Here is a 23,917-nt window from a genome sequence, read left to right on the forward strand (position 1 = left end):
CAACTCATCAACTACCAATTCAAAATTCAGCATTAGTAATAACTTTTACCAAATTCAAATAAATCAACGGTATCATTCAATTTCGGTTGAACCCTATCTTTTGCTGACAACTTGAGCTTATCAGCAGGTACTTGCCAATTTATAGCGATACTCTCATCATCAAAAGCAATACCTCTATCACACTCAGGAGCATAATAATTGTCAACTTTATATGTAAATACAGTATCATCTTCTAAAACCACAAAACCATGAGCAAACCCTCTAGGAATTAATAGTTGTTTTTTATTCTCAGCACTTAACTCTACTGCCACATATTGACCAAAAGTAGGACTACCCTTACGGATATCTACAGCAACATCTAATACTCTACCTTGGATCACTCTGACAAGCTTAGTCTGCGCATGTGGAGCTAGCTGATAATGTAAGCCTCTAAGCACACCATAAGAGCTCTTCGACTCATTATCTTGACAGAAATTAATATTATAACCTAAGAAATCAAAGAGTTTATCTTCTCGAAAAGTCTCTACAAAATAACCTCTATCATCACCGTGAACAGTAGGCTCACAAATAATGATATCGTTGATATGTGTACGTGTAAATTTCATCGTGGTACTGCTCGCTCTTTTGCTCTTTTTATCAAATACTGACCATATTGATTTTTCTTGAGTGGTTGTGCTAATTTAAGAAGTTGATCTTTTGAGATATATCCCATCTCATAAGCGATCTCTTCGAGACATGCTACCTTTAGCCCTTGCCTATCTTCTATAGTTTGGATAAAGTTACTCGCAGCCAACATACTCTCATGTGTACCAGTATCAAGCCATGCATACCCCCTACCCATAGTCTTAACTTTAAGACGCGCTTCATCAAGATACATTTGATTAAGAGTAGAAATCTCTAACTCTCCCCTCTCTGATGGTTGCACTTGCTTAGCCTTAGCCACCACATCACTAGGATAGAAGTATAAGCCCACAACGGCATAGTTTGATTTTGGCTTCTTCGGTTTCTCTTCGATACTAATTACATTTCCATCTGCATCAAAATCAGCAACACCGTATCTCTCTGGATCATCAACATAGTAACCAAAAATGTTAGCACAGTTTTCTTTCTCTACATTTTGGATACTTTCAGCAAACATTTCTGGTAGACCATGACCATAGAAGATATTATCACCAAGCACAAGACAAGCTGAATCACCTGCCAAAAATTCCTCAGCTAATATAAAAGCTTGAGCAAGTCCATCTGGGCTAGGTTGTATGATATATTCCAGATTGATGCCAAGATCAGTACCATCTCCTAAAAGATTCTTAAAACTAGGCTGATCTTGTTCTGTTGTAATTATAAGTATATCTTTCAGACCAGCCAACATAAGTACAGAAAGTGGATAGTAGATAAGTGGCTTATCATATATTGGTGTAAGCTGTTTACTCACACCTTTTGTAATTGGATACAGTCGTGTACCACTTCCTCCAGCTAATATTATACCTTTCATAAGAACACCTAATAAAACAATCTCAATACTTATATGATAGTATACGAATAGCCAGCCATAATTTCAATCGAAGAACTAAGTATGTTGAAAATATTATGAAAAATAAAAGACTTTGAATATTAAGTTGAGTTTAAGACTTTGAAAGATACCAGTCGTAAATTTTTCTAATACCATCTTTAAGCTCTACCTTGTGTTTCCAACCAAGAGAATGTAGTTTAGATGGATCAGTAAGCTTGACCATAGTACCATCTGGCTTATCAGCATTAAACTTAAGTTCACCTTTGAAGTCAATTACACCCTTGATAAGCTCAGCTAACTCTCTGATAGAGATATCAACTCCCGTACCGATATTGATATGAGTATTTCTTATCTCTTTAGCATCTTTGGAGTAGGTATCCTTGAAGTCTCTATTTTCTAATAAAAACACACATGCATCTGCCATATCTTCAGAGTATAAAAATTCTCTTCTTGGCTTACCAGTACCCCATATCTCAATGGCAGTGTTGAATTTTGAATTTTCAATGCTTAATTGTATACCGTACTTCTCTAATATAGCTAAAATTTCTTCTTGTGAAGAGTTGTGATCCACACCTTCAATAGGACTAGTTTTCATATCAGCTCTAATTGCATCCCAGTCATTGTTTTCAAGACATTTACCTAAATGAGCCTTTCTAATTAGAGCTGGTAAAACATGAGATTTCTCAAGATCGAAGTTATCATTTGGACCATATAAGTTAGTTGGCATCACAGATATAAAATTTGTACCATATTGCAAATTGTAGCTCTCACACATTTTGATACCAGCTATCTTTGCAATAGCATACGGCTCATTAGTATACTCTAATGGACTAGTTAATAAACAATTTTCTGGCATAGGTTGCGGAGCCTCTTTAGGATATATACATGTACTACCCAAAAATAGAAGCTTCTTAACACCATTTACATAACTTTGATGGATAACATTATTTTGAATCTGAATATTATCGTAGATAAATTCTGCTCGATAAGTATTGTTCGCAACAATCCCACCAACTTTAGCTGCCGCTAAAATCACATACTCAGGTTTTTCTACCTTAAAAAAATCCTCAACAGCTTTTTGATTAGTTAAATCAAGCTCTGCATGAGTCCTCATCACAAGATTAGTATAACCCTTAGATTGAAGATTTTTAACAATAGCTGAGCCAACCAAACCTCTGTGACCAGCCACATAAATCTTAGCAGATTTATCTAATGTTGAATTTTGAATTTTGAATTTTGAATTATTTTCCATCTATTTTCCACCCAAGTTCGTGAGAAATTTAAATTTTGTTTTGACAACTTTTTATTATGCTTGTTAATAGCTTTACTATTTCATCAATATCATCGATAATTGACTGAACATGCTTGTCATCTTTGTCCAAATAATCTGTTTTAATAAGAAGGTTTATCCAATACTTGGTTTCTCTTGCTTCTTTGCTAGCTATACACATTTTGGCGATAAAGTCAGCTTTTGATTGACCAGCTTGAGCCTCATTAATATTAGCACCAATTTATGTACCAGAACGAACTAGTTGTATAGATAAAACATACTCTTTCTTATTCTCACATAGATATTTATAAAGTTTAACAACTCTAATAGAGAAGTTAAACGATTTATCAAGTGTAAGATTATCTTTCATGGATTCTACTTAGAATTTAAAATTTAGCATTTAGAATTTATAAAAATTACTCGAAGTAACTATTTATTCTATAGCCACCTTCTTTTAGGTAAACATCTTTCGTCATTAATTTAAGATCGCTTTCCATCATATCATTTACAAGATGCTCAAGGTCATATTCTCTACTCCAACCTAATTTTTGTTCAGCCTTTGTAGGATCACCCAATAATAGATCTACTTCTGTAGGTCTGAAATATCTAGGATCTACACAAACCACTACCTGACCTTCTGATATATGAGATAAATCAACACCCGCTTTTTCAGCTCTAGCTAAATCTACTGAATCAACTACACCGATCTCATCAACACCTTCATTTTCAAATCTTAAATGTATACCTGCATAAGCAAATGATAATTTGACAAAATCTCTAACTGTAGTAGTCTGACCAGTAGCAATCACCCAGTCTTCTGGCTGATCAGCTTGCAGAATCATCCACATCATTCTTACGTAATCTTTGGCATGACCCCAGTCTCTTTTAGCATCTAGATTACCTAGATACAGCTTATCTTGAAGGTTAAGTGCTATCTTAGATGCTGCTCTTGTAATCTTTCTAGTCACAAAAGTCTCACCACGCACTGGAGACTCATGATTAAACAAAATACCATTACAAGCATACATACCATACGCTTCTCTATAGTTAACTGTAATCCAGAATGCATACATTTTAGCTACTGCATAAGGAGATCTTGGGTAAAACGGTGTAGTTTCACTCTGTGGAATCGCTTGAACTTTACCATAAAGCTCAGATGTACTTGCTTGATATATCTTAGTCTTCTTCTCTAACCCAAGAAGTCTAACAGCTTCTAAGATTCTCAAAGTACCAGTACCATCAGCATTAGCAACATATTCTGGTGTCTCAAAAGATACATGCACATGACTCATCGCAGCTAAGTTATAGATCTCATCTGGTTGAGTATCAGCAATAATTCTAGTTAGATTCATAGAATCTGTCATATCACCATAGTGTAGAATCAAATTTCTATTCTCAACATGAGGATCTTGGTATAAGTGGTCGATTCTATCAGTATTAAAAAGTGAACTTCTTCTTTTGATACCATGAACAACATAGCCTTTTTTTAATAAAAACTCAGCCAAATATGAACCATCTTGACCAGTAATACCTGTAATTAATGCTACTTTTTTCATCTGCAATCCTTATATTTACTTTATTAAATTAAACTCTATTAAAATCATCTTCCAATCTTACGATATCATCTTCACCAGTGTATTCACCGACTTGCGCCTCTATCAGTACTACTGGAATCTTACCATTATTTGCTAACCTATGCACTTCACCCATACGAATATACACAGACTCATTAGGTCTAACAATAAATTCTTGATCTCCCTTAGTCACTGTGGCTGTACCTGAGACCACTATCCAATGTTCGCTACGGTGATAATGCTTCTGTAAAGATAACCTCTTACCTGGTTTAACCTCTATCTTCTTGATTTTATAACCAGGAGTATCTTCTAATACTGTATAAGTACCCCAAGGTCTATGTGCTGTTAAGTGGATGTTTTTAAGATCGTCACTTAGAAGCTCAACAACCTCTTTAACTCGTTGAGAGCTACCTTTTTTAGCAATCAATAGAGCATCGCCACTATCGACAACTATCAGATCTTCCACCCCAATAGTAGCAACCTTTTTAGGACCTTTTTCACTATGGATCAGGTTATTTTTACTATCAATACTAATATGGTTGCTATTGATAGTGTTATTGTTGTCATCTTTAGGTAATTGATCAAATAGCGAGTCAAAGCTACCCACATCATTCCATACAATATCAGCAACAACCATCTTTATTTTGTTGGATTTCTCCATCACAGCATAATCTATAGATTTAGCTGGAATACTCATCATATCATCATACTTAATAGCATCTGAATTCTTTAGATCGCTTTTGTCGTATGCTTCAACACACGCTGTATATATTTCTGGAGAATGTTTCTTTAGCTCTTCTAAAAAGACGCCTGCTTTAAACATAAACATTCCAGAATTCCAGTAGTATGAACCATCTGCTAAAAACTTCTCTGCTGTAGCAACATTTGGCTTCTCATGGAAACTATCTACATCAAAATTACCAGCTGACTTGATATAGCCAAATCCAGTATTAGCAAAAGTTGGTGTAATACCAAATGTAACAAGAAAACCTTCTTTAGCTAATTTCTTAGCTTGAACTAATATACTTCTATACTCATCATCAACATTAATAACATGATCTGATGGAGTTACAAATACTATTTCTTGCGGATCTAATTTCATACATGCCAGGGCAATTGCAGGGGCAGTATCTCTACCAACAGGCTCTTCTAGAAATATACTTTTATCTAGAATACCTAGCTCATCCAACTGATCTTTTGCTAAAAATAATTGCCCCTCATTTGAGACAACCATTGTTGAATCACACAAACTAGAATTTCTCTCAACAGTTAACTGAAATAGTGACCTATCACTAAACATCTTCACAAACTGTTTTGGTAGTAGTTTCCTACTAATAGGCCAAAGCCTAGTACCACTACCACCACAAAGTATTAGGTTTATCACTACAACTCCTCTGACATCGCTTTAAACGACAAAACCATACATCCTGAAATTATATTACTTTTAAAAGCATTTTTCCACAAACCAAAATAGTCTAAATATGTTATTTCTTGTATATCATACTACCAAAAACTTTATTCAAAAACCCTATTTTAGTCGCCAGTAATTTAATTAATGGGTTAAAAACAGCTGTTAAATATGTTTTTTTACCCATTTTTTGTCGATACTCTTTGATAAATTCAGATGTACAAAAATACTTAGCATCTTGAGGTAAAAATATACCTACATAATTATTGCTTATAATATCTTTCAGTTGACTAGTAAGGTTATCAATATGTATCACACTTCTCTGATTTGCTATTTTAGGGAAGATAAAAGCATACTTGGCAAGTTTAACAAGCTTAGGATAGTTACCTTTTGAGCCATCACCATACACCATCGGTGGTCTGATTATTGCAACACTAAAATCTTCTGATACTAGAGTTTTTAGTTTAAGCTCCGCTTGAAGCTTACTATCTCCATAAAAATCATCCGGTCGCGGCTGAGTATCTTTTGTAATAATTTTTTGCTGCCCAATTGGCGCACTATCTCCGTATACAATTATACTACTCATAAATACAAACTGTTTGACACCTGAGCTTTTAGCTATCTTGGCTAACTCATAAGTTAATTCAGTATTTACAGCATAGTATTTATCTTTTAAAGAAGGAGCTTTTGAAGTATGTGCAATGCCTGCAACATGCAATATAGTATGATATTGACTTAAATCTAATATTCGCCATGATTCATCTTTTAGCGATATTTTTTCGACTATAAAATCATCTCCGCAATTCTTCTCAAAAGAATTACCAATATAGCTATTTAAACCAGTTATTAGAACTTTTTTCATTATTTCTTATTATTTTTTTTGTTATCTAGTGAACCAGTACCACCTTCAACTACGCCTTTACTAGCAAATACTGAAAAGACTGTCAAAAATATGCATTTAATATCAAACCATGTACTTTTGTATTTGACATAATCACCATCAAGTTTGGCTTTTTGAGCAATCGGCAACTCATCACGACCATTGATTTGTGCCCACCCAGTCAATCCGACAGGCACATCATTGGCACCATACTTATCTCGCTCAGCGATCAAATCGTCTTGATTCCATAATGCAGGTCTTGGTCCAACGATACTCATTTCACCTTTTAGGATATTTATAATCTGAGGTAACTCATCTAGGGAGGTCTTTCTCAAAAAAGCACCAACTTTTGTAATACACTTAGACGGGTCTTGCAATAAGTGCGTCGGCATATCCTTGGGTGTATCTACATACATTGTTCTAAACTTATATATATAAAAGAACTTCTTACCCTTACCATAGCGTTTCTGTTTAAAGAGTATAGGACCTTTTGAGTCTTTTTTTATCATTAATATGACAATCAAAAATACTGGACTTAAAAGAACCAAACCCACAAAAGACAAAATAATATCTAAAAATCTTTTTAGAAACTTATACAACATAGCTATCTACCCATTTAACTTATGATCAAACTCTGGAACAATCGTTTTTAATAATACTAACTGTTTATTTGGCTGCTCTTTAAACAACGTTTGAAGATTACTTTCTAATACATTGATATCATAGAATGTTCTTTTACCAATGAAAATATCTTTGTATTCAGTACTAATATCGTTTTCATCAATAAGTAGCTCTTCATACAGTTTCTCACCTGGACGCAGACCTATTATTTCGATATTGATATCATCTCTACCTGATAGTTTGATAAACTGCTTAGCAAGATCTAATATCTTAACAGGCTGACCCATATCTAACACAAAAACTTCGGAGTTTTTGGCAATAGCTCCAGCTTGTAATACTAACTCACACGCTTCAGGTATAAGCATAAAATATCTTGTAATCTCCGGATGTGTAACAGTAACAGGACCACCGTTTCTGATTTGCTCTTCAAATTTTGGTATAACACTACCACTACTTCCTAGCACATTACCAAACCTAACAGCAGCAAGTTTGGTATTTTTTGGTTCAACATTTTGTAGGTATAACTCACAAACCCTTTTGGTGGCTCCCATAACATTAGTCGGACGCACAGCTTTATCTGTAGATATCAAGATAAATGAGCCAACCCCTGAATCAATAGCTAAATCTATAGCATTTTTTGTGCCTAGAATATTATTTCTGATAGCTCGAGATATATTCTCCTCAACCAAAGGAACATGTTTATATGCCGCTGCATGAAAAACTATATTTGGCGAATACTTGCTAAAAACTTTAGCAAATGATTCTCGATCACATACTGAGCATAGGATACTTTTGATATTATATCCATGACATTCTTCTGTAATCTTATATAGATTAAACTCGCTATGATCAAGTAGAACTATCTGTTTTGCCTCATACTTAATACATTGTCTAACAATCTCAGATCCTATACTACCACCAGCACCTGTGACTAGTATAACCTTATCTTTGATAAATTTTGAGATAGATTTTTGATCAAGGCTTTTAGAATCTCTTGATAGAAGATCATATACTGAAACAGGCTTTAGTTGCGACATAAAACTTTCGTCTTGAAGTACATCCTCAAGAGGAGGCATAATCCTAATCTGATTAAAGTTTGATTCTAGTTTTTTATAAATTTTTTTAACTATATGATTAGCTCTTTTAGGCAGTGCAACAACTAACAAGTCAAACCTTGAAGAACGTAGCTCTTTACGCAACTTCGAGCTTGATAAAACTCTCTTGCCATCAATACTTCTCTTCTGTAACGCCTTATCATCATCAACAAAAAATTTGATACGATAACCTGTCGCTGATAACTCTTGAGCTATTTTTGTTCCAGCTGCACCCGCCCCATAAATGACAGCTGTTTTCGTTTTCTCTATTTGACTTCTATTAGTGAGATACCAATAAAAATATACACTCAAATTGATTAAAAACACATAAGATAAAAACTCAGAGAAAATAAGTGCAAATCTAACCTGACCATAAAAGGCAAAAGCAACGATAAAAAACACAGGAACATTGATAAAAACTTTACGCAAAAAGGTCTTCTGTGTCGACTTACGCCAACTAGCCATATAATCACGCAAAAGTAAAAAAGATGTCAAACATCTCAAAAAAATAAGCGTAAGTAAAAGATATGTATTAACATCTTGCTTAAAAATATAAGAAGTCCAGTTAACAGTCACAATAGTCAGAACTATAATCACTGCAAAATTAAGAACTCTCTTATCGTACAAATATTTCATAAAGCAAAAATAATACCTACAGTTATTTAATTATATCAAAGTATCCTGGCTATATCTCATTTATGTAAGCTAAAATTTTCTTATATGACACCGATTCGCTGGTCTTAACACTTTGTAAATACCAAGACACCCATAATTCCTGAATTAAGTTACTAACTCTTATACCAATCAACTCACTTTTAGCAATATGATTAGCTGTTATTTTTTTAGCCAATTTAGATCTTAGCTCATTAACTTCTATTTGATATCCTCGATCTCTTTGGAGATTTAATTTAGCTTTTTCTAGCCTATTTCCTAAAGCTTGAAGATAATATTTATACCTCTGTAAAAACTCTACTGGTTGAGATATATAATCATCTGTAAAAAGCTCAGTAAACTCATTCCTAACATCTGTAAAAAGTTCGATAAAATTAAGTGGTATTTTTTTAACATTAAGTTTTTTTTCAAGCTGCGACTTAAACTTTGTTATTTCTAAAAGCAATGCTTCAACTTTGGTTTTATTTGAAACAAATTCTTGCATTCCTAAAGTATAGAAGTTTTCAAAATCTGCTTTGGCATATGGCAACTCAATACTATCAAAAAAACTCAAATCTATAGCTTTATCAACCACATTATCTTTTGAATCACTTAGCTTCAATGACATTGATAAGCTTGTTAGGTCATTACTTTTGATATTTTTTGATAACTGATTCTGTAAGCGTAGTTTAATTAACCTTTTCAAAGACTTTTGCATACATAGCTTAGCCTCATCGAATGTTGCCTTATAAGATAGCTTCACACCATCTTTATACTCCTCCAGACAATTATAGACTTTGACCATTATGCCATACTCTTTGATTTGACTAGTCATGGCAATATCTGCAAAATCCCAATCATAATAAACCGTCTCATCAACTTCTTGGCTTGGTTTAGCTACAAGGTTTTTAAGCTTTTGCTTTAATATATTAATATCCTTACCAACAGCTAGTGTTTTACCTTGCTCATCAACAACTTTTACATTCAGCACAAGATGTTTCTCCAACTCCTCATCCTGCCACACTGTCTCATCTACCACAAAACCCACTATTCGCGTAATATGTTTAGCAATAACAGACTTCAAAGGAGAATATCTATCCTTATCAAAATCTATTGATTCAAATATAGCTTGAGCATAAGTTGGAACTGGCACACAATTTTTACGAATATTTTTTGGTAAAGCACGTAACAAAGCGACAATCTTGTCATACAAAAAACCATACACTCCCCACTCTAAAACAGCAGGGTTTATATCATTGATAAAAACTATTGGTACAGTAACTGTTACACCATCCCTCTCATCCAAGGGATCAAAGTGATATTCTAATGGCAAATGCATATCTGCGATAGTTAAGACATCAGGAAACTTCTGTTGCGTAATTTCTTTAGCATCATGCTGCATTAGACTTTCTATATCAAAGATAAAGCCCTTTTGCTGCTCTTTTGTGACCGACTTTAACCATTTGTCAAATGTTGCACCACTACAAACATCATCTGGGATAAAGCTATCATAATGTGCAAACATTACCTCTTCATCAACCAAAATATCTTTTCGGCGTGATTTGTTTTCGAGCTCTTCAACTTGATTTATAAGCTTGAGATTTTGCTGATAGAAATACGCTTTAGAATCAAAATCACCATTTACAAGAGCTTCTCGAATGAATATCTCTCTAGCCTCTTGAGGATTTATCTTAGCGTATTGCACAGATCTTTTTGAAACTATCTCTAAGCCATAAAGAGTTACTCTTTCATTGACTACAACAGCTCTATGCTTTTTGCTCCAAACAGGCTCATCATAATGTTTTTTTATAAGATGCTCTGCTAAGCTCTCTAACCATTCAGGCTCTATTTTTGCAACATTCCGAGCGTATGTCTTGGTAGTTTCAACTATTTCCGATGAAAACAACCATTTTGGCTTTGCCTTAAACTGAGAAGATCCAGGGAATATAAAAAACTTAAGCCCCCTAGCTCCTAAATACTCAGCATTTTCATAATTAAATCCAATGTTACTCAAAAATCCACTGGCTATGGCTTTATGGAGATTTTCATAATTAAGCTTTTCATTTGATGATAATTTCCATTTAAACTGGTGAACAACTTCAACAATTTGTCGATAAATATCATTCCACTCATTAAATCTGACTGGTGAAATAAAATTCTTTTTAAAATATTCTTTTTTTTCTCTATTTGATAAACCTTTTAAATCAGAATTTAGTCTATTTGCCAAATTTAAAATCGCTATAAAATCAGAAGATTTATCTTTATCAATAGCATGTTTTTCATCAGCTTTTTGCTGCAAATTCAGAGGTCTCTCACGCGGGTCCTGTACACTTAAAAAGCTAACAATCGAGACAATCTCTTTAAGAGTATTTTGTCTATGACCTTCTATAACTATTTTTGCCAACTTAGGATCTAATGGCATAATTGCCATTTTGATACCATCATCAGTAATTTTAGGCTTTGAATAATTAAGCTCGGAAATAGCTCGTAATTCAAACAAGAGTTTAAAGCCATCTTTAATAAATCTGGAGTCTGGAGAATCTATAAATGGAAAATCTTGAATATTTCCTAATTTCAAAAACAACATTTGCAAGATAACAGATGCTAAATTAGTACGTAAAATCTCAGGATCGGTATATTCTTTACGATTATTAAAATCTTCCTCACTATACAGACGAACACATACACCTGCCGACAACCTACCACAACGACCTGCTCTTTGATTAGCACTTGCTTGAGAAATTTTCTCTATTGGTAGGCGCTGCACCTTGGTGCGATAGCTATATCTACTTATTCTCGCTAAGCCTGAATCTATCACATATTTTATGCGTGGCACTGTCAGAGATGTTTCAGCAACATTGGTTGCTAAGATAACCCTACGTACAGAACCCTCTGGGTTGAATATTTTATTTTGATCTTTATTTGATAATCTCGAAAACAAAGGCAAAACCTCTGTAAATCTAAGATCTTGTTTGTTTAAATATGCTAATGTTTCATGGATATCTCTTTCTGTAGGCAAAAAGACTAAAATGTCTCCTCTGCCAAGCTCATCAAGAGCATACAATATTCTCTCTTGTAATGAAAACTCTTCAAAATCCTCATCATTTTGATAACGGACTTCAACAGGGTATGTTCTACCACTAATTGTAATATCTTTAGCATTCTGAAAATAATCTATAAACTTCTGATGATCTATAGTTGCTGAGGTAATGATTACTTTTAAATCAGGTCTATATGGTAGTATCTTTTTTATACAACCAAGTAGAAAGTCAATATTTAAACTTCTTTCATGAGCCTCATCAATAATAATAACCTCATATTGAGATAAAAACTTATCATTCTTGATTTCAGATAGTAGCACACCATCTGTCATCACTTTGATTAAAGTATTTTCAGAAGTTTGATCTGAAAAACGTATTTTAAAAGATACTTTTGATTGATCACCAATCTCAGTAGCAACCCTACTAGCAATAGATCTTGCAGCAAGTCTTCTTGGTTGAGTATGTCCAATTAATCCGCGTTTGCCTAGCCCTAAATCAAGACATATCTTAGGTAATTGTGTTGATTTACCAGAACCTGTCTCTCCTGCTACAACTATAACCTGATTATCTTCTATAAGCTTTTTTATATCATCAACTTTTTCAGCAACAGGAAGATCCGGATAAGTTATTTTAGGCAAAATCTTTTGGCTAGTCTGTTCAGCCAAAAGCTGTAAATCAGTCAGTAGCTGCTGTCTTGGTAACTTATTGTTATTAATGGCTGAAATAAACTTGCCACGAAGTTTGGTAGGTATCTGATTAAGATAATCATTAAATGAAGCTTTATTTGTATTCATGCTACTGCATTAGACGCTTTTTTATACCAGTAATTTTTAGAATCTTATTAATTAATCTCAGAAAAATCATCACGACTCTACTTACAAATACAAAAATAGCCAAAAATAGTAAAACTAATATATCTTTAAAAATATTCCAAAAAAGCTCTGACAACGATAATAGCGTTTTAAATTTCATAATTTTATGGTAGAAATTGCATATTCTTAGTAAAGAATTATAGCATGAATAAGAAATAATTGACTTAATAAAGAGTTATAGCTTAGCTAAAATTGAGTTTAGAGTTTTGCTTGGTCTCATTACTTTTGCTAGCTTATCACTATCCATAAAGTAGTAACCACCAAGATCTACTTTTTTACCTTGGGCATCGTTAAGTTCTTTAACAATTTTATCTTCATTAGCTTTTAGCTCAGCATAAATTGGTTCAAATTTAGCTTTGATTTCAGCATTACCAGTTTGCTCAGCCAAAGCTTTGACCCAATAATAAGCCAAATAGAAATGACTTCCTCTCGTATCTAACTCACCTACCTTACGTTTTGGTGATTTATCATTATCCAAGAAATCTTGGTTTGCTTGAGATAATGCCTCTGCTAAGACTTTGATTTTAGGATCTCTAGTTTTGATTGCTAGGTCTTCTAATGAAGCTCCTAACGCCAAAAACTCTCCTAAAGAATCCCATCTTAAGTGGTTTTCTTCAATTAGTTGCTCAACGTGCTTAGGTGCAGAACCACCAGCTCCAGTTTCAAATAATCCACCACCAGCTAAAAGAGGTACGATAGAAAGCATCTTAGCAGAAGTACCAAGCTCTAAAATAGGGAATAAATCTGTCAAGTAATCTCTCAAAACATTACCAGTTACAGAAATCGTATTTTTACCTTCTTTCATTCTCTTTAGAGAATACTTCGTAGCCTCTACTGGAGATAAAATTTGGATATCTAGACCAGTAGTATCATGTAAAGTCAGATACTCATTAACTTTAGCAATTAAGTTTCTATCATGCGCTCTTTTTGAATCTAACCAGAAAATCGCAGGATTTTGAGTAATTCTAGCTCTATTAACAGCTAGTTTAACCCAGTCTTTAACAGCGATATCTTTAGTTTGGCACGCTCTCCAAATATCGCCTTTCTCAACACTATGCTCAAATATCACATTACCTTCTGCATCAATAACTTCAACTTTACCATCTGCTTGAATCTCAAATGTCTTATCATGAGAACCATATTCTTCTGCTTTTTTTGCCATCAAACCAACGTTAGAAACATCGCCCATAGTAGTAACATCAAAAGCACCATTTTCTTTACAGAAATCAATAGTTGCAGCATATACACCTGCATAACATCTATCAGGAATCATAGCCTTCATATCTTGAAGCTTACCATCTTTGTTCCACATTTGACCAGATGAGCGAATAGCTGCAGGCATAGAAGCATCTACAATAACATCACTTGGGACATTTAGGTTTGTAATACCTTTGTCAGAGTTAACCATCGCAATATCAGGTTGCTTAGCAAATACCTTTTCAATATCAGCATTGATTTTATCTTGGACATCTTGAGGTAGTTGCTTAATCTTTTCTACTGCATCACCCCAACCATTGCGAGGATTCACACCAAGCTCTTTAAATTCTTTAGCATACTTTTTGAAAACATCTTCAAAGAAAATCTCTACTGCGTGACCGAATAATATTGGATCAGAAATTTTCATCATTGTAGCTTTTAGATGAAGTGAAAGTAGAGTGCCTTCTTTTTTAGCTTTAGCGATTTCAGTTTTATAGAACTCTCTTAGTGCTTTTACTGAAATCTTAGTAGCATCAATGATTTCTTTTTCTTCTAAAGCAAGATTATCTTTAAGTACTGTTTGAGTACCTTTAGTATCTGTATAAACTATCTTAACCTTAGTTGCTTTTGGCACAATATAAGATTTCTCATTAGCATAAAAATCATTATCTGCCATACTAGCAACATGAGATTTAGAATCTTTTGTCCATGCACCCATAGAGTGTGGATGTTTTTCAGCGTACTTTTTAACTGCATCTGCAACTCTACGATCCGAGTTACCTTCTCTTAATACAGGGTTTACCGCACTACCTAAAACTTTTGCATAACGAGATTTAATATCCTGTTCTTTATCATCTTTTGGCTCAAATGGATAATCAGGAATTTTATAACCTTTTGACTGAAGCTCTTTGATAGCAGATGTAAGCTGAGGGATTGATGCACTAATATTAGGAAGCTTGATAATATTAGCATCGGGAGTTTTTGCTAATTCTCCAAGTATTGCCAAATCATCAGAGCATTTTTGCTCATCTGTAAGATAATCACTGAAGTTAGCTAATATACGTGCTGCTAATGATATATCTTTTGTTTCTAGCTCGATATCTGCAACTTTAGTGAAGCTTTCAACTATTGGTAAAAATGAACCAGTAGCTAAAGCTGGTGCCTCATCTGTGAATGTATAAAATATTTTATGCATAAAAAAAATCTCCTATTGATAGAATTTCACTCTTCAAATACTAACACAAAACTAGTGCGTATTTAATATTTCTTGTATTTTCTCGTCAGACCTTGCCACTACAGCAAAATCATTATGTTCAATAATCGGTCGCTCTAGTAACTTAGGATTGCTAGCCACTATTTCTATGAGCTCATCATCTGTGAATTCACCACCTTTAAAGTTCTCTTTCCAGATAGCTTCTTTTGTACGAATAATATCTATAATAGAAAGCTTCAATTTTGCTAATAACTCTTTGATCTCTTTTACTGACAAAGGATTGTCTAGATATAAATGAGTATCATAATTGATATTATTTTGATCCAAAACTTGCTTTGCTTGACGTGATTTTGAACATTTTGGATTATGATAAATTTTCATAATAATAGTGATTCAATTAACGTAATCATTATTATAAATTACATTGGTGTATAAATCATAAAAATAATCGATTAAGAATGATTATTATATAAATACGCTTAAATAACATATAATATTTAACTATAAATCATATTATTTTATAAGAAATATATCGGAGAGTGAGAATAGTATAAAAATAATAAAAGTAACTAAATTATAAAATATCAGGAGGTCTTTATGATCACTAAGCCATGGACAAAAAACTATCCCGACAAGGTTCCTCTGAATATAGATATCCCTAATATTACTCTAAAAGATATGCTTGAAAAAGCTACTAAAGATTTCAGCAATAAAAATGCTCTTAGCTGTCACGGTGAAAAACTAACTTTTGACGAGATTAACAACTATTCTAACAAATTCGCAGGATTCTTACAGAACAAATGGAAATTACAAAAAGGTGACCATATTGCTATTATGCTACCTAATTTATTGCAGTTTCCAATTGTTATTTTTGCTTTGGTAAAACTTGGTTGTGCTTTTGTAAATATAAACCCTCTCTATACAAGTAGAGAAGTCAAAGGAATCCTACAAGATTCAAAAGCTAAAGGCGTAATTGTATTATCTGGACTTGCGCATAATGTCGAAGCTATAGCTGATGAATGTGAAGATCTAAAATATAAAATGATTACAGATATTGCCGATTTATATCCTACTCCAAAAAAACAAATAATCTCCTTTGTAGTCAAATATATCAAAGGTATGAAAGATAAGTACTCAAAAGATAAGTTTGATACATTTACAGATGCTATAAAAGCTGACTATACTCTAAACTATACAAATATTGAATTAAAGCCAGATGATATAGCTGCACTTCAATACTCTAGTGGTACAACAGGCACACCTAAAGGCACAATACTTCTACATAGGAATATTGTAGCAAATATCTATCAGATAAAGGCATGGACAGAGGGCTTTGATATCGATCTTAGTGAACAAATTGTCTTAACTGCCCTACCGATTTATCATATATTTAGCTTAACTGCTAATTTATTTCTTTTTTACTGTTCTGGAGCCTTTCAAATACTTATACCTAATCCTAAAGATATCAAAAGCTTAGTTGCTGAAATGAGAAAAAGTAATTTCTCAACTATATTTGCTGTAAATACTCTTTATATTGCTCTATTAAACAATAAAAAATTTAGACAAAGTAAGTTCCCTAATTTTAAGCTCTCAATAAGTGGTGGCATGCCGACCTCTGAAGCTGTAGCTAAAGAATGGAAAAAAATCACAGGTGTAAATATTAAAGAAGGTTATGGCCTATCAGAAATGTCGCCTGTTGTAACTGTAAACTCATTACTTGAAGAAGATTTTAGTGGTAGTGTTGGATTTCCATTACCAAATACTGATATCAAAATTTATGATGATAAAGGTAATGAACTACCACAAGGCGAAACAGGAGAAATATGGGTAACTGGTCCACAAAAATCGCCTGGATTCTGGAGTCTTCCAGAGATTAATAGAGAGCACTTCACTGATGATGGTTGGCTTAAGACTGGGGATATGGGCTATCTTGACGAACAAGGTCGTCTAGTAATATCAGGACGCATTAAACACATGATTATCGTCTCAGGCTTTAATGTTTTTCCTAAAGAAGTTGAATTAGTATTAACTGAAAAAGAAGAGATTGAAGATGCTGCAGTTATCAAAGGACACTCTAACGAAACAGGTGAAATGCCAGTTGCTTTTGTTGTACTAAAAAATGACAAAAAACTTACTGAAAAAGAAATTTTTAAATACTGTGAAACTAAATTAGCTCATTATAAATTACCTAGAAAAATAGTTTTCATAGATGAGTTACCTAAAAATACTGTTGGAAAAATAGATGTAAATGCATTACAAAAAGAATATGCTGAAAAATATGAAAATAAATAACTAAACAGCTTTTTGCTTAAGGAGCTAAAGATGTTCAACAAAATTTATAATATTGCAAAAAAGGCTACTCCTAGTATTTCTCAAACTGAACAAACTGCCCTAAATGCTGGTGACAACTGGTTTGAACAAGATATATTTCAAGGGAAACCTGATTTTAATAAGTTACATAGTTTAAAAAAATTTGAGCTAACAGCCGAAGAGAAATCATTTTTAGATAATGAAACAACTGAACTATGCAAGCTAATCGATGATTGGAAGATTAATTATCAAGACAAAGATCTAAGTATTGAAGCTTGGAAATACATGCGTGAAAAAGGCTTTTTAGGTTTAGTTATTAGCAAAGAATACGGTGGTAAAGGCTTTTCCGCAGCAGCTCACTCAGAAGTGGTTATGAAACTAGCAACCAAAAGTGTCACTGCAGCAATCACGGTGATGGTACCTAATTCACTTGGACCTGGTGAGCTTCTAGTTCACTATGGTACAGATGAGCAAAAAGATCACTATCTACCAAGATTAGCCTCTGGTCAAGAGATACCATGTTTTGCTTTAACAGGACCAACAGCTGGATCTGATGCGACTTCATTACCTGATTATGGTGTTGTCTGCCATGAAGAATTTAATGGCAAAAAAACTTTAGGTATCAAACTAAAAAATATCAACAAACGTTATATTACATTAGCTCCTATTGCCACTCTAGTTGGTTTAGCTTTTCAACTACAAGATCCTGATGGCTTACTTGGTGAAACAGGTAATGAAGGTATAACATGCGCCCTACTACCATATAATCACAAAGGTTTAGAAATTGGTAGACGTGGTTTTCCTCTAGGTCAAGCTTTTATGAATGGCTATATCAAAGCTAAAGATGTCTTTATCCCAATCGATTGGATAATCGGCGGACAAAAAATGGCTGGTGAAGGTTGGCGGATGCTAGTTGAGTGCTTATCTATAGGTAGAGCTATTTCATTACCAGCATGTGGCACAGCCAATACATTAATGTCAGCTGTAATGACAGCAGCTTATGCAAGTGTGCGTGAACAGTTCAAAGTTCCTATTGCTCAATTTGAAGGAGTTCAAGAAAAACTAGCTGAAACTGCAGGGCTTGCCTATATTGCCAATGCTACTCGTCAATTCACAGTTTCTGCTGTTGATAGTGGTTTGCGACCATCTGTATCATCTGCAATTGCTAAATATCATCTAACTGAGATGGGACGTACAACTATCAACAATGCTATGGATATCCACGGTGGTCGAGCAATCATTATGGGTCCAAATAACTATCTAGCTATTCCATATATGGCAACACCTATTGGTATAACAGTTGAAGGTGCCAACATTATGACTCGAAATCTGATGATTTTTGGTCAAGGTGCGATGAAATGTCATCCATATATTCGTAACGAGATAGAAAGCTTAATGAATGATGATGAAGAAAGATTTATAACCAATTTTAAAAGTCATTTCAAATATATGGCTCTAAATGGTTCACGTACACTTTGGTATGGTTTAAGTGGTGGTTTCACTGCTCCTAGCTATCCTTCTAAATTTAAGCGTTACTATCGTTATATCTCACATATGAGTACTGCTTATTCTTATGTCAATGATATTTCAATAACAGTTTTAGGTGCTGGTCTAAAACGTAAAGAAAGATTATCCGCTCGTCTAGGAGATATCATGAGTTATCTGTATATGGCTGTAGCTGTATTGAAATACTATAAGGACACAGGCGAACCTCAAAGTGATGATATCTATGTTGATTGGAGTATTCAGCATTGTCTATATCAAGCTCAACAAGCAATGTTAGACTTATTTAGAAATTTCCCAAATAGAATATTTGCTACTAAAATGAAGCTTTTTGTCTTTCCTTATGGTAAAAAATTCAGAAGACCATCTGACAAGCTTGAAGCACAAATTTGTAAATCATTAGTCAGCAATAGCGATACAAGACAATGGATGAAAGATAAGTGCTATATACCAAATGATGATAATGATCCAATTGGTAGAGTTGAGAATGCTTATCTTGCATCACTAACTACACAACCTATTAAGAAAAAAATTATTGATGCTATCAAAACTGCTAAGCTACCAAAAGCAAGCTGGCAAGACTCTATTGAAATAGCTTTAGAGAATAAAATAATCTCTCAACAAGAGGCAGATATTGCTAATGAGATGCTCACAAAGGTTAATAATATAATTCAAACAGATGAGTTTGACGATTATGCTTTAGGACCTAAAAATGCTCACCCAGAATGGCAAAAAAATAGCGAAAAATAATATGTACCAATGTCATTTCGTTTAAATAACGGAATCTAAAAACGATGTATAAACCAACATCGGGAGGAAAATATGACAGAGTTAGAGAAAAAGTTTGAAGAAATGTTGATAGCTGTTCGCGATGCAACTATTGATTTCAAGCCTGATAATAGCCAAAAGCTAAAACTTTATGCTTTTTATAAACAAGTAAAAGAAGGAGATAATAATACTAAAAAACCTTCTGCACTGAAAATGGTTGAACGAGCTAAGTGGATGGCTTGGGATGCGATTAAAGGTATGTCAAAAGAAGATGCTATGCGAGGTTATCTTAAAGTTTTTGGCGAAGAATATCTCCCAGCTGGAGAAAGTAGCAATAGTTCAAGTAGCACTATAGCAAATAAGTTAGAACCTGTAGAAAATAAATCACAGCGTAAAGCTATTGATAAAATTGCAGTTCTTGGTGCTGGAACTATGGGAGCTCAAATTGCCGCTCATTTTGCAAATGCTAGATTCCCTGTTGTATTATTTGATTTAAAATCGCAACAAGATAGTGCTAATGCTATTATTGAAGATTCTCTAGCGAAGCTCACCAAACTTAATCCTGCCCCTTTTGGTTCAAAAGATTCTATCAAATATATTACTCCTGCAAATTATGAGGATAATCTTGAGCTTTTAGCAGATTGTGACTTAATCATAGAAGCTGTAGCCGAACGTATAGATATTAAAGAGAGTCTTTATTCTAAAATCTCTGCTCACATCAAAGAAAATGCAATTCTAGCATCAAACACTTCTGGCTTGAGTATCACAAAACTAGCTGAAGTATTACCAGAGAATCTCAAAGTTAATTTCTGTGGTGTACACTTTTTTAACCCACCGCGCTATATGCCTTTAGTTGAGCTAATTCCTCATGCAGATACTAATTCTGAAATCTTGGATAAACTAGAAACATTCTTAGTTGAAAAACTTGGTAAAAGTATAATTCGCGCAAAAGATACACCAAATTTTATCGCTAATAGATTAGGAGTATTTTCAATGCTAGTCACTTGCTACTATACAGAGCAGATGAATATCCCTTTAGAAATTGTCGATGAACTAACTGGCAAAAAATTAGGGCGAGCAAAAAGTGCTACTTATAGAACTGCTGATTTGGTTGGATTAGATGTGTTATCTCATGTTGTTGAAACTATGAAAGATAATCTCGAAGATGGTTGGCAAAAACTATACAACACACCTAACTGGATTCAAAATCTAATCAACTCAGGTTCACTTGGTCAAAAGACTAAAAAAGGCTTATATATCAAAGAGTCTGACGGTATCAAAGTACTTGATTTAGATACTAAAGAATATCGCCCTTCTGATAAAAAAGCTGATAAAGAAGTTTTAGATATACTAGCTGAGAGAGATTGGAACAAAAAACTGGAAGGTCTGCGTAATAGCGATAATCATCAAGCTCAATTCTTATGGGCAACTTTTAGAGAAATGTTTTTGTATGCTGCTCATCTAGTTGGAGATATATCAAACTTCCCTAAAGATATGGATTTAGCAATTCGTTGGGGATTTGGTTGGAAACAAGGTATTTTCGAGATATGGCAACTTGCTGGTTGGCACAAAGTAGCTAATTGGTTAAAGGATGACATTTCAGCTGGTAAAGCATTATCAACAAATACTCTACCTAACTGGGTTGATACTCTTGATATCGGTGTTTATCAAAATAATAAAGAGTTTAGCTTTAGGGATAAAACTCTAATATCTCGTGATAACCTAGATGTTTATAAGCGTCAACTATTCGCTGATAACATAGTTGAACACACTAGCACTTTAGCGACACAAACACTGTATGAAAACGATGGTGTCAAACTATGGCAAATTAATGACTATAGCAATATAGGAATACTCTCATTTAAGAGCAAAATGTGTGCTATTGGCGATGATGTTTTAGATGGTATTTCTGAGTCTATCAACTATGCCGAAGAAAATCTTGATGGTCTTGTTATATGGCAAGAACAAGATGTATTTTCGGTAGGTGCCAACTTAGAAGAATTTGGTATCAAATTTGCGATGAATGGCGAAGCTGCTATCGAAGAGGTAATCCGTAAAGGTCATAGAATTATCAGCAAAAAATTACGCTATAGCAAAATACCTGTTGTCGCAGCTGTCAAAGGCTTTGCTTTTGGTGGTGGTTGTGAAACTATCTTGCATAGTGATGCTGCTGTTGCTGCGTATGAAAGCTATATTGGTCTTGTTGAAGCCGCTGTAGGAATTATACCTGGTTGGGGTGGCTCAAAAGAAATGGCTGTTAGAGCATCTCAAGCTCAAGATCATTGGAAAGACTTTGAGCGTCGCTATAAGAACCTTGCTCTTGCTCAAGTTGCAAAAAGTGCTTATGAAGCCAAAGAAATGGGTTTTTTGCGTGATGATGACATAATCGTAATGAATACTAAAGATATCCTACTTGTAGCAATTAAAAAAGCTCAACTTATGGCTCTAGCCGGTTATCAACCACCTCTGAAACAAAAAGTCCCTGTATTTGGTGAAACTGGTATCGCTACAATCAAAGCTTTATTAGTAAATATGCGTGATGGTAATCAAATATCTGAACATGATTATAAGATTGCAGTAAATTTAGCAGATACTATGTGTGGTGGTCTGATAGAAAAAGATACTGAAGTTTCGGAAGATTGGCTACTAGAAAGAGAGCTAATAAACTTCAAAGAACTTGCGATATCTGAGAAAACAGAAGCTAGAATGAAATATATGCTAGAAACTGGCAAACCACTAAGAAATTAAGGAGTAATTGACATGAGTGAAAACGTATATATAGTCGCTGCAAAACGCTCTGCTGTTACAAAAGGTAAAAAAGGTGGTTTTGCAAAAAAACGTCCTGATGAATTATTGGCGGATGTACTTAGAAAAACTGTCGCTGAAACTAATATTAATCCTAACGATATAGAAGATATAGTTGTCGGTTGTGCGATGCCTGAAGCTGAACAAGGCTTAAATGTCGCAAGAATATCATCTCTTTTGGCAGGACTACCTAATAGTGTTCCTGCTTTTACAATCAATCGCTATTGTAGCTCTGGATTACAGTCAATTGCTATTGCAGCAAATGAGATTGCTCAAGGTAATATCGATGTTGCTATCGGTGCCGGTGTTGAAAGTATGAGTATGATTCCTTTTGGTGGTAACAAGATGTCTTTTAGTAAAGAAATCTTTGCTAAAGATGAAAATGTTGCCATAGCTTATGGTATGGGTATCACTGCTGAGATGGTTGCTAAAGATTGGAATGTATCACGACAAGATCAGGATGCTTTTGCTCTTGAGAGTCATCAAAAAGCAATCAAAGCTATTGAAAATGGTTATTTCAAAGATGAAATATTACCTATAGATGTTGATCACAACAAACCAGATGAAGCTACTGGTGAGATCATTAATCATAAACAAACTATAACTGAAGATGAAGGTGCTAGAAAAGATACTTCACTAGAAGCATTAGCTAAACTAAAACCTGCTTTTGCTAACGGTGGATCTGTGACTGCTGGTAATAGCTCACAGGTATCAGATGGTGCTGCAGCTGTGATTTTAGTTAGTGAAAAATACCTAAAAGAGCATAATCTAAAACCTTTAGGTAAGTTTCTAGGGTTTGCTGCAGCTGGTGTTGATCCACGCATTATGGGTATTGGCCCAATCAAAGCTATACCAAAAGTGCTCAAGCAAACTGGTTTAGATATCAATAATATTGACTGGATTGAGCTAAATGAAGCCTTTGCAGCTCAGTCACTAGCTGTGATTAATGATTTGAAACTTGATAAGTCCAAAGTTAACCCTTGTGGTGGGGCTATTGCCTTAGGACATCCTCTTGGTGCAACTGGTACTATACTAACTGTCAAAGCGTTACATGGACTACAACGTACTGGTAAAAAATATGCTATGATTACGATGTGTATTGGTACTGGTATGGGTGCAGCTGGTATTATTGAAGCTTGTTAGCAGCTAATAATCCTAAACATTAATATAAGAATAACTAAATATCTAACAGGTTAAACT

General features: G+C 34.1%; 17 protein-coding genes. 4 read left to right on the forward strand and 13 right to left on the reverse strand.

Going from position 1 to position 23,917, the window contains the following annotated elements; all coding sequences use genetic code 11:
* Nucleotides 1-32: 32 nt before the first annotated feature.
* The 13 genes from rfbC to IMS64_RS07200 all read right to left on the reverse strand — a co-directional run bounded on the left by rfbC (nucleotide 33) and on the right by IMS64_RS07200 (nucleotide 15,712).
* Nucleotides 33-605 carry a dTDP-4-dehydrorhamnose 3,5-epimerase gene (gene rfbC / locus IMS64_RS07145; RefSeq protein ID WP_211490286.1) on the reverse strand — a complete coding sequence of 191 codons (573 nt, stop codon included), beginning with the start codon at nucleotides 603-605 and terminating at the stop codon, nucleotides 33-35.
* Nucleotides 602-1,492 carry a glucose-1-phosphate thymidylyltransferase RfbA gene (gene rfbA / locus IMS64_RS07150; RefSeq protein ID WP_211490287.1) on the reverse strand — a complete coding sequence of 297 codons (891 nt, stop codon included), beginning with the start codon at nucleotides 1,490-1,492 and terminating at the stop codon, nucleotides 602-604. The genes rfbC and rfbA overlap by 4 nt, the downstream gene beginning before the upstream one ends.
* Before the next feature lie 130 nt (nucleotides 1,493-1,622).
* On the reverse strand, nucleotides 1,623-2,762 hold the full coding sequence (locus IMS64_RS07155; RefSeq protein ID WP_211490288.1) for a GDP-L-fucose synthase family protein: 1,140 nt from the start codon (nucleotides 2,760-2,762) through the stop codon (nucleotides 1,623-1,625).
* 28 nt (nucleotides 2,763-2,790) lie between these two features.
* The gene (locus IMS64_RS09840) at nucleotides 2,791-2,961 is read right to left on the reverse strand and encodes a four helix bundle protein (protein WP_244972894.1); all 171 of its coding nucleotides are present in this window, start codon (nucleotides 2,959-2,961) and stop codon (nucleotides 2,791-2,793) included.
* 60 nt (nucleotides 2,962-3,021) lie between these two features.
* The gene (locus IMS64_RS09845) at nucleotides 3,022-3,150 is read right to left on the reverse strand and encodes a four helix bundle protein (RefSeq protein ID WP_244972895.1); all 129 of its coding nucleotides are present in this window, start codon (nucleotides 3,148-3,150) and stop codon (nucleotides 3,022-3,024) included.
* A gap of 46 nt (nucleotides 3,151-3,196) precedes the next feature.
* Complete coding sequence (gmd, locus tag IMS64_RS07165) at nucleotides 3,197-4,336, reverse strand: GDP-mannose 4,6-dehydratase (RefSeq protein WP_211490289.1); 1,140 nt, start codon at nucleotides 4,334-4,336, stop codon at nucleotides 3,197-3,199.
* A 28-nt stretch (nucleotides 4,337-4,364) separates the two neighbouring features.
* Nucleotides 4,365-5,738 carry a mannose-1-phosphate guanylyltransferase/mannose-6-phosphate isomerase gene (locus tag IMS64_RS07170; protein ID WP_211490290.1) on the reverse strand — a complete coding sequence of 458 codons (1,374 nt, stop codon included), beginning with the start codon at nucleotides 5,736-5,738 and terminating at the stop codon, nucleotides 4,365-4,367.
* Nucleotides 5,739-5,838: 100 nt separating this feature from the next.
* Nucleotides 5,839-6,627, reverse strand: a complete 789-nt coding sequence (locus IMS64_RS07175; RefSeq protein WP_211491102.1) for an NAD-dependent epimerase/dehydratase family protein — start codon at nucleotides 6,625-6,627, stop codon at nucleotides 5,839-5,841.
* Nucleotides 6,624-7,244 carry a sugar transferase gene (locus IMS64_RS07180; protein ID WP_211490291.1) on the reverse strand — a complete coding sequence of 207 codons (621 nt, stop codon included), beginning with the start codon at nucleotides 7,242-7,244 and terminating at the stop codon, nucleotides 6,624-6,626. The genes IMS64_RS07175 and IMS64_RS07180 overlap by 4 nt, the downstream gene beginning before the upstream one ends.
* Nucleotides 7,245-7,250: 6 nt before the next feature.
* A complete protein-coding gene (locus IMS64_RS07185) occupies nucleotides 7,251-8,993 on the reverse strand; it encodes a polysaccharide biosynthesis protein (RefSeq protein ID WP_211490292.1) in 1,743 nt (580 codons plus the stop codon).
* Nucleotides 8,994-9,042: 49 nt separating this feature from the next.
* Nucleotides 9,043-12,843, reverse strand: a complete 3,801-nt coding sequence (gene hrpA / locus IMS64_RS07190) for an ATP-dependent RNA helicase HrpA (RefSeq protein WP_211490293.1) — start codon at nucleotides 12,841-12,843, stop codon at nucleotides 9,043-9,045.
* A 253-nt stretch (nucleotides 12,844-13,096) separates the two neighbouring features.
* On the reverse strand, nucleotides 13,097-15,313 hold the full coding sequence (locus IMS64_RS07195) for an NADP-dependent isocitrate dehydrogenase (RefSeq protein ID WP_211490294.1): 2,217 nt from the start codon (nucleotides 15,311-15,313) through the stop codon (nucleotides 13,097-13,099).
* Between the two features lie 51 nt (nucleotides 15,314-15,364).
* The gene (locus tag IMS64_RS07200) at nucleotides 15,365-15,712 is read right to left on the reverse strand and encodes an arsenate reductase family protein (RefSeq protein ID WP_211490295.1); all 348 of its coding nucleotides are present in this window, start codon (nucleotides 15,710-15,712) and stop codon (nucleotides 15,365-15,367) included.
* A gap of 216 nt (nucleotides 15,713-15,928) precedes the next feature.
* Here IMS64_RS07200 and IMS64_RS07205 point away from each other — a divergent pair, with 216 nt between their 5' ends.
* The 4 genes from IMS64_RS07205 to IMS64_RS07220 all read left to right on the forward strand — a co-directional run bounded on the left by IMS64_RS07205 (nucleotide 15,929) and on the right by IMS64_RS07220 (nucleotide 23,860).
* The gene (locus tag IMS64_RS07205; protein WP_211490296.1) at nucleotides 15,929-17,623 is read left to right on the forward strand and encodes a long-chain-fatty-acid--CoA ligase; all 1,695 of its coding nucleotides are present in this window, start codon (nucleotides 15,929-15,931) and stop codon (nucleotides 17,621-17,623) included.
* 30 nt (nucleotides 17,624-17,653) lie between these two features.
* Nucleotides 17,654-19,894 (forward strand): acyl-CoA dehydrogenase, encoded by a 2,241-nt coding sequence (locus IMS64_RS07210; protein ID WP_211490297.1) that lies wholly within the window; start codon nucleotides 17,654-17,656, stop codon nucleotides 19,892-19,894.
* 72 nt (nucleotides 19,895-19,966) lie between these two features.
* On the forward strand, nucleotides 19,967-22,660 hold the full coding sequence (locus IMS64_RS07215) for an acyl-CoA-binding protein (protein WP_211490298.1): 2,694 nt from the start codon (nucleotides 19,967-19,969) through the stop codon (nucleotides 22,658-22,660).
* A gap of 12 nt (nucleotides 22,661-22,672) precedes the next feature.
* Nucleotides 22,673-23,860, forward strand: coding sequence for an acetyl-CoA C-acyltransferase (locus tag IMS64_RS07220; RefSeq protein ID WP_211490299.1), 1,188 nt, complete (start codon nucleotides 22,673-22,675; stop codon nucleotides 23,858-23,860).
* The last annotated feature ends 57 nt before the right edge of the window (nucleotides 23,861-23,917 follow it).

Origin of the sequence: Francisella philomiragia, assembly GCF_018135955.1 — a bacterium.
Classification (GTDB): domain Bacteria; phylum Pseudomonadota; class Gammaproteobacteria; order Francisellales; family Francisellaceae; genus Francisella; species Francisella philomiragia.

Excerpts from the sequence above, each read along its gene's own strand:
- rfbC (WP_211490286.1), bottom strand. The coding sequence starts at position 605 with ATGAAATTTACACGTACACATATCAACGATATCATTATTTGTGAGCCT.
- rfbA (WP_211490287.1), bottom strand. The coding sequence starts at position 1,492 with ATGAAAGGTATAATATTAGCTGGAGGAAGTGGTACACGACTGTATCCA.
- IMS64_RS07155 (WP_211490288.1), bottom strand. The coding sequence starts at position 2,762 with ATGGAAAATAATTCAAAATTCAAAATTCAAAATTCAACATTAGATAAA.
- IMS64_RS09840 (WP_244972894.1), bottom strand. The coding sequence starts at position 2,961 with ATGTGTATAGCTAGCAAAGAAGCAAGAGAAACCAAGTATTGGATAAAC.
- IMS64_RS09845 (WP_244972895.1), bottom strand. The coding sequence starts at position 3,150 with ATGAAAGATAATCTTACACTTGATAAATCGTTTAACTTCTCTATTAGA.
- gmd (WP_211490289.1), bottom strand. The coding sequence starts at position 4,336 with ATGAAAAAAGTAGCATTAATTACAGGTATTACTGGTCAAGATGGTTCA.
- IMS64_RS07180 (WP_211490291.1), bottom strand. The coding sequence starts at position 7,244 with ATGTTGTATAAGTTTCTAAAAAGATTTTTAGATATTATTTTGTCTTTT.
- IMS64_RS07185 (WP_211490292.1), bottom strand. The coding sequence starts at position 8,993 with ATGAAATATTTGTACGATAAGAGAGTTCTTAATTTTGCAGTGATTATA.
- hrpA (WP_211490293.1), bottom strand. The coding sequence starts at position 12,843 with ATGAATACAAATAAAGCTTCATTTAATGATTATCTTAATCAGATACCT.
- IMS64_RS07195 (WP_211490294.1), bottom strand. The coding sequence starts at position 15,313 with ATGCATAAAATATTTTATACATTCACAGATGAGGCACCAGCTTTAGCT.
- IMS64_RS07200 (WP_211490295.1), bottom strand. The coding sequence starts at position 15,712 with ATGAAAATTTATCATAATCCAAAATGTTCAAAATCACGTCAAGCAAAG.
- IMS64_RS07205 (WP_211490296.1), top strand. The coding sequence starts at position 15,929 with ATGATCACTAAGCCATGGACAAAAAACTATCCCGACAAGGTTCCTCTG.
- IMS64_RS07210 (WP_211490297.1), top strand. The coding sequence starts at position 17,654 with ATGTTCAACAAAATTTATAATATTGCAAAAAAGGCTACTCCTAGTATT.
- IMS64_RS07215 (WP_211490298.1), top strand. The coding sequence starts at position 19,967 with ATGACAGAGTTAGAGAAAAAGTTTGAAGAAATGTTGATAGCTGTTCGC.
- IMS64_RS07220 (WP_211490299.1), top strand. The coding sequence starts at position 22,673 with ATGAGTGAAAACGTATATATAGTCGCTGCAAAACGCTCTGCTGTTACA.